Annotated in this window: 5 protein-coding genes; 3 read left to right on the forward strand and 2 right to left on the reverse strand. The window is 49.0% G+C overall.

Annotation, left to right across the window (positions count from 1 at the left end):
• Positions 1-408 precede the first annotated feature (408 nt).
• On the reverse strand, positions 409-516 hold the full coding sequence (locus B147_RS31645) for an FAD binding domain-containing protein (protein ID WP_020586111.1): 108 nt from the start codon (positions 514-516) through the stop codon (positions 409-411).
• Positions 517-1,006: 490 nt separating this feature from the next.
• Positions 1,007-1,912 carry an ADP-ribosylglycohydrolase family protein gene (locus tag B147_RS0104835; protein ID WP_020586112.1) on the reverse strand — a complete coding sequence of 302 codons (906 nt, stop codon included), beginning with the start codon at positions 1,910-1,912 and terminating at the stop codon, positions 1,007-1,009.
• Between the two features lie 437 nt (positions 1,913-2,349).
• Between B147_RS0104835 and B147_RS0104840 the strand changes: the two genes are divergently transcribed.
• The 3 genes from B147_RS0104840 to B147_RS0104850 are packed head-to-tail and all read left to right on the forward strand — an operon-like array spanning position 2,350 to position 5,869.
• Positions 2,350-3,234: a MerR family transcriptional regulator gene (locus tag B147_RS0104840; protein WP_020586113.1), complete on the forward strand. Its 885-nt coding sequence runs from the start codon at positions 2,350-2,352 to the stop codon at positions 3,232-3,234.
• A gap of 16 nt (positions 3,235-3,250) precedes the next feature.
• Positions 3,251-4,663, forward strand: coding sequence for a deoxyribodipyrimidine photo-lyase (gene phrB, locus B147_RS0104845; RefSeq protein WP_020586114.1), 1,413 nt, complete (start codon positions 3,251-3,253; stop codon positions 4,661-4,663).
• Between the two features lie 12 nt (positions 4,664-4,675).
• Positions 4,676-5,869 carry a class I SAM-dependent methyltransferase gene (locus tag B147_RS0104850; RefSeq protein ID WP_020586115.1) on the forward strand — a complete coding sequence of 398 codons (1,194 nt, stop codon included), beginning with the start codon at positions 4,676-4,678 and terminating at the stop codon, positions 5,867-5,869.
• The last annotated feature ends 355 nt before the right edge of the window (positions 5,870-6,224 follow it).

Consider the following 6,224-nt stretch of genomic DNA (forward strand, 5'->3'; position numbering starts at 1 on the left):
TAACTCATGACAAAAAAATTGATGAGTTGATCGACTGGGAAAATAGTGCTGAAATCCTTGCCTGGCTTGACAGTTTATAAACCACTGAAGCAGCTTTTGCTAGCCTTGGAGGGGTGTGTAGTAAAACAAAAAATTATGTTGCCACTGATTTTTAAAATTTTCAAAATTGTTTTTAACGTGTTGAATTTCAATACAATATTGATTTGCAAGGCACCTGATAGAAAAAGCTTTTAAATTCAGTTGGTTAGGCCAGCTCGCAACATAATGGTATCATTCAGGCCCAAAGCCATTATTGAAAGGGATGTTGACTACTTCTGTTATTGATTGTATCAAGATCCAAATCTTATTAAAGTATAAACAGAACCGAAAACGCCCATTATTCAGAGTCCTGGGGTTTGATATTCCGGGCTACAGATAGTACCAGCAGCGGGTGTCCTGTGAGATATTTCCGCCCAGTGTTCCCTGGTTGCGGATCTGGGGAGAGGTGACTTCTCCGGCCGTATCGGCAAAGCTCATCACCTGTCCGTCGCTGACAATGAAATCTTCAGGCCTGCCGCCCGTTGACGTTCAAGGTAATGAGCCGCTCTGCCACTTTGACGGTGGGCGCGGCTTGTGCCTGGGCATGGCCGCCGAGTAATCCCGCCGGTTCATCCCCCCCGGTCTGGCGTGTTTTCCCACATCGTTACTATCACACATGTCGGTTTTCTTTTTGAAGTCAAATCCCGATATCGGATTTTTTGATGGCAATTAAGATGCTGCGTTTATGTTGATTTATTTTTAACTCCAATTGCATGGCATTTTATGCAATTGGGAAGGTTTTTTATAAGAAAGTTTCCAGCAAGCAACTGGATTCTTTCTGTCTTTGTTGTGGGCCGAAGCCTCGGTGTCGATAGACCAAGGACGGCCCGTGGTCGTCATATGAAAGTACAGATAAGTTGTTAAGTTACTTTCATTTTGGGGTGTTGGACGCGCTATGGTGGTGATAAATCCGGTCGGCCCATGGCCGTTACTTCGTTATTCCCGCCAAGGACCGGATTCTATCTGCCAGCCGCATCTCTTTTATCCACTGTTCCGGGACGGCATTCATGCCGTTACATATTCCCAGGATAAACCCACACAAAATGCCCCGGGCAGAAGAATCCCCGCCGGCCATGACATTTTCAACCATTGCGGTTTTCAGATCATTGGAATATTTGGAGATCAGATGAATCGTGCCGGGCAGGGCGGCCTGGGTTTCACACATCTGGCCGAAACCTGCGATGGCCTGTGTTGTCTCTTTATCGACACTTTCAAGACCATCTGTGATCATCTGGTAGATAGGAGAATTTGAAGAAAGTTCTTTTTGGGCCATTTCCAGGGCATCCAGCGGTTTTCTGCCTTCAGCCGCCTCTATTGCAGCGCTTGCAAAAAAACGGGCGCTCTGTATAACCTGGGTGTGATTGTGGGTCATTGCGGTTTGTGTCTCTGCATTTGCCATAAACGTCTCACGGTCCTCCCCATAAAAAAGTGCCAGTGGAACCATCCGGGAGGCACCGCCTAAATCCGTTGAGCCTGACCCGGCTTTTTGGGGTGACTTTCCCGCTTCTAAATTGGCCAGTGTCTCCTTGGTGGCGCCGTCGACCCAACCTCTATAATCCTCAAACATCGCCTTCCACTGGGTTGAAAAATTGTCCAGATCGAAGCCTGAGCAATATGCAAGGGATTCAAGCAGCAGGAACATCTGATCTCCATAATGGGTGAAATCGCCTTTCTTTTTTCCTTTATGGAACGGTGCGATTTCCGGCGCTACCATAAAATCCAGGCGTCCGTATTTGTCTTTTATCTGGGCGATGTCGTAAACCCAGTGTGCGCCCAAAGCTAACGCGTCTGCCGTGAAAGCGGCCATGATGCCTGCTTGTATTTTTGCTCTCATGGTTAATTTCCTTTTTAAATTGTTGACGGTTTAGTATTTAAGTCATTGTGTACTTCTGAATTATCCCATTTGACCCAGCGTGCTTAAAATTGCGTACCGTTTTCAAAAGTCCATTATAACCTGCTTAACGGAATGAATACTATAAGATTATAAGTTAGAACGATTCGTGTTGCTTTGTTATACATAACATTCCCTATATGAATACCGGATAAATATGTATTTTAAAAGGGTGAATAAGCACCATGTCTCTGGTTGGTGTCACGATAAGCTGTAAGAATTATGTTGTACAAAAAAAATACTTGTAAAGCATATTCTGCTGCATTATCTATTGTACATGGAATTTTTTTGTATAACACTTCGTTGGAGAGACATTATGGGGCAAGATATTATCCCCACTGATATCAGCAATCCGTATCCCAGGGCGTTGGCATTTTGTTATGGACGCTGATAATCAAAATTTAAACAAACAAAGGGCCTGCCGGGACAAGCCGAAGAATATTGTGACCGGTCTGGATGGGCAGACCGGTAGCGGTGTTATTATTCGCAAAGCTGCAGAGCTCACCGGTGTTAAACCCGTGACTCTGCGTGCCTGGGAACGAAGATACCACTTGATTACACCGGAACGAAACGCCAAAGGGCATCGCCTGTACAGTCCGGCTCAGATTGAGACCATCCGGGAAATATGCCGCTGGCTGGAGCGCGGGGTCTCCATCGGAAAAGTCAAAGGTCTGCTTTCGGGTTCCGGAAAAGAGACGGCCCCTGGGCAGTCGAATGAACCCCTTGCAGCCGCAGATGATCTGCTGCAGGCGCTGGCCGACTTAAACAGCAGGCGGGCTGAAAATATTGTCAATCGCATATGCCGGGAGTACCCGCCAAATATCGCTGTACGTCAATGCTTTTTGCCTGTCATTGACGCATTGGGGCAGTGGAAACGCCAACAGGGTTCTGTGGCCGCGGCATTGCTGCAGTTCCTACTAATCAGCCGTCTGAGTGCAATGATCCGATCTGAAAATAAGTCCGCCTCGATACCGTGTCTTGCCATCAGCCTGGATCCTCCCGGCAGCCTTGCCGCCTGGCTTTGGCTGGTCTCCATGGCCGGCCAGGGGCTGCAGATTACCCTGCTGGACGGCGTTGAACATATTTCAGGCCTTGTTGATCATGCGCGTCTTCAGACGTATGAACATCTGGCCGTATTTGCCAACCGGGTGCCCACAAAAAAGCAGCAGCAGGATATCATTAAACTTAGCCGGCTGTTTGATGCCGACCATTTTCACGCATCCACGGTCATTAAAACCCTGTGTGGTGCTGAACTTAAAAAATAATAAAAAGGAGCTTGTCATGCAGTTGGTTTGGTTCAGGCGGGATTTGCGAATCCAGGACAATACGGCCCTGCATGGTGCGGTCAGCTTTGCCCGGGCACATAATGAGGCGGTGGTCGCGATATTTACGGCCCCCCCGGATCAATGGGCAGGGCACGATATGGCCCCAATCCAGGCCGATCTTATTTATAGACGGCTTTTTGCCCTTCAAACAGATCTGCAGGCACTGAACATTGATCTTTTGTACACAGAGGCAAAAGATTATGATGCGGCAGCAAGATGCGTGGCCGCTACGGCTGATCGTCTACAGGTAGACACGCTGTGGTTTAATTGCGAATACCCGCTCAACGAAAACCGCCGTGATAAGCTGGTCGAAACATTGATGTCCATACAGGGCGGCAAGACCCAGGCCTGCCATGATACCTGCCTGTGTCCCCCAGGCACGGTTCTTAATCGTCAGGGAACGTATTACAAAGTGTTTACGCCCTTTGCCCGAGCCTGCAGTGAGCACCTGCAAGGTTTTGTGCCGTCTTTGATGCCGCTGCAGCCCGTGACTAAAGCTGAACTGCCTTCGGATATTCAAAGTCAAATCCTTTCACCGGAACAGCCCTTCAGCTATCCCAGAGTGTCCAGCAGGGCATATCATGTGAGCACAAAAGCCATCCAAAAAAAGTTAACGGATTTTTGTACAGGCCCCATGAACGTCTATGACCAGGAGCGGGACTTTCCGGCTGTTGCCGGAACCAGCGGTCTTTCCCCCTATCTTGCCATTGGGGCAGTGTCGTCACGCATGTGTCTGGCCGGCGTGATTTCAGCAGAACAGAGCCGGGGCGGTACCACGTGGAAAAATGAACTGTTATGGCGGGATTTTTATCATCACCTGATGTTTTTTATCCCGGACCTTAGTCGGCAGGCTTGTTTCCATGCCTGGGGCGACAGGCTTGTATGGGACGACAATCCGGAACTGCTTGCAGCCTGGCAGGCGGGTAAAACTGGATACCCCATCGTTGATGCGGCCATGCGCCAGCTCAATCAGACCGGCTGGATGCACAACAGGCTGCGCATGATTGTGGCAAGTTTTTTGACCAAGGATCTTCACATTGACTGGCGTCATGGCCAGGCCTATTTCATGCGCCATCTGGTGGATGGCGATTTCCCCGCCAATAACGGTGGCTGGCAGTGGTCTGCATCCACCGGCTGTGATACCCAGCCCTATTTTCGTATCTTCAATCCTGTCAGCCAGGGGAAAAAATTTGATCCCGGCGGGCGGTTTGTCCGGGCCTGGATTCCTGAGCTGGAGGCGGTGCCGGACCGTTATGTCCATTGTCCGTGGACATGGAAGGGCAGCACACAGAGCGCATACCCGCCTCCCATCGTGGATCATGCCAAAGCGCGCCTTATTGCCCTTCAACGTTATTCACAAAAAAAGTAAAAGGAATTGACAATGAACGTTAAAGATACAGCAGCCATTGAGTTTTCCCTGAACTGGGACAGTGGTGATGCACACCATACAGATACTACCTATCTGCTGGCAATTGATTTCTGGCGGGATTTTTTTCCACAAAAACTTGAACAAGCGATTAAACAAATGAAAGCCGGGGAGAATTGCCGGGTGGATTTTTCTGCCGGTGAACTGGTGCCGGGGTTTTCTTCCCGGAAAATCATTGAGTTCCACCAAAATGGGTTTGACAGCTCCCAGTCACCGTTTCCGGTGTCGGCAGAAGTCGGGCGCTTTTATCCAAGCGGCTATGCGCATAAAGCCCTGAACTGTTTCCCACAGAACGTCACCCCCTTTCGCATTATTGCCATGGAAAATGAAATGATTACCGCCGACAGCAATCATCCCCTGGCGCAATACCCCATCAGCGTTCATGCCCGGATGTTGTCACGAAAAATTGCCGGTGCCGAGCGGGGTGGGACCTGCCAGGATATTTCCGAGGTCATCACCAAAGACGGTCCGGGAATGCAGCGCCTCTGCCAAAACGCATATAACATCAGCCTTGGTCAATCGCCCCTGCCGAGGGAAAACAACCAGCCTGACAGCGATTTTTACAGCTATCCAAGGATGGTACCGCATCTGGACAGCTGTGCCCGGGAACACATTCGTGAACGATACGGCAAGCTTTTAAAGCCCGGCAACCGGATACTGGACCTGATGTCCAGCTGGGATTCTCATTTACCGGATACCTTGTCAGATTGCCACGTCAAAGGGCTTGGCATGAATGCCGAGGAGCTGGATGCAAACGCTAAACTTGACACCCGGCTTGTTCAGGATCTCAATCAAACACCCAAACTGCCCATGGATGACAACAGTTTTGATGCCGTGATCTGCACTGCCTCCATCGAGTACCTCACACGGCCGGTGGCGGTATTGCAGGAGGTAAGGCGGGTTTTATCCCCGAACGGGATTTTCATCATATCCTTTTCCGACCGCTGGTTTCCCGGTAAACAGATTGCTGTCTGGGGTCAGATGCATCCGTTTGAGCGGTTGGGTCTGGTCTTGAAAATGTGCATGAATGCTGAACTAAGCAATCTGCATACAGAAACCATTCGGGGATATCCTCGACCCTGGGATGATCCGCATATTCGTGAGCGCTACACCTCGGATCCTGTATTTGCTGTGTGGGGTAACGCCTGATACAAAGATGGGCTATTGACAACCCGGGGCTTGCAGCGCATAACCCTGGAACCTGATGCGGGTAATACCGATGTAGGAAAATAGAGATACCTTGTCTGCACCGGGTTGATACTAACCTATTTTTTCGAAAAAAAACGACAAAACGCCCATTATTCCTTAGTTTTTATGGCCCTACGTAAAGTAGCTTACTATAATTTCAGCACGTTACGTAGAGATTTTTTAATCATGGCGAATGTAGTGCCATAAAATTAAATAATTGTTGATTTTCTATTGTAACTGTGCGCATAATCAGCTCCATGTATATACGAAGGACGACTATCAAAAGCCGGAAAGACGGCACACAATATTATACCTA

This window comes from Desulfobacter curvatus DSM 3379, assembly GCF_000373985.1.
Classification (GTDB): Bacteria; Desulfobacterota; Desulfobacteria; order Desulfobacterales; family Desulfobacteraceae; genus Desulfobacter; species Desulfobacter curvatus.

What these genes read in the sequence shown, in the direction of transcription:
- B147_RS31645 (WP_020586111.1), bottom strand. Translation starts at nt 516, where the DNA reads ATGAGCTTTGCCGATACGGCCGGAGAAGTCACCTCTCCCCAGATCCGC.
- B147_RS0104835 (WP_020586112.1), bottom strand. Translation starts at nt 1,912, where the DNA reads ATGAGAGCAAAAATACAAGCAGGCATCATGGCCGCTTTCACGGCAGAC.
- B147_RS0104840 (WP_020586113.1), top strand. Translation starts at nt 2,350, where the DNA reads ATGGACGCTGATAATCAAAATTTAAACAAACAAAGGGCCTGCCGGGAC.
- phrB (WP_020586114.1), top strand. Translation starts at nt 3,251, where the DNA reads ATGCAGTTGGTTTGGTTCAGGCGGGATTTGCGAATCCAGGACAATACG.
- B147_RS0104850 (WP_020586115.1), top strand. Translation starts at nt 4,676, where the DNA reads ATGAACGTTAAAGATACAGCAGCCATTGAGTTTTCCCTGAACTGGGAC.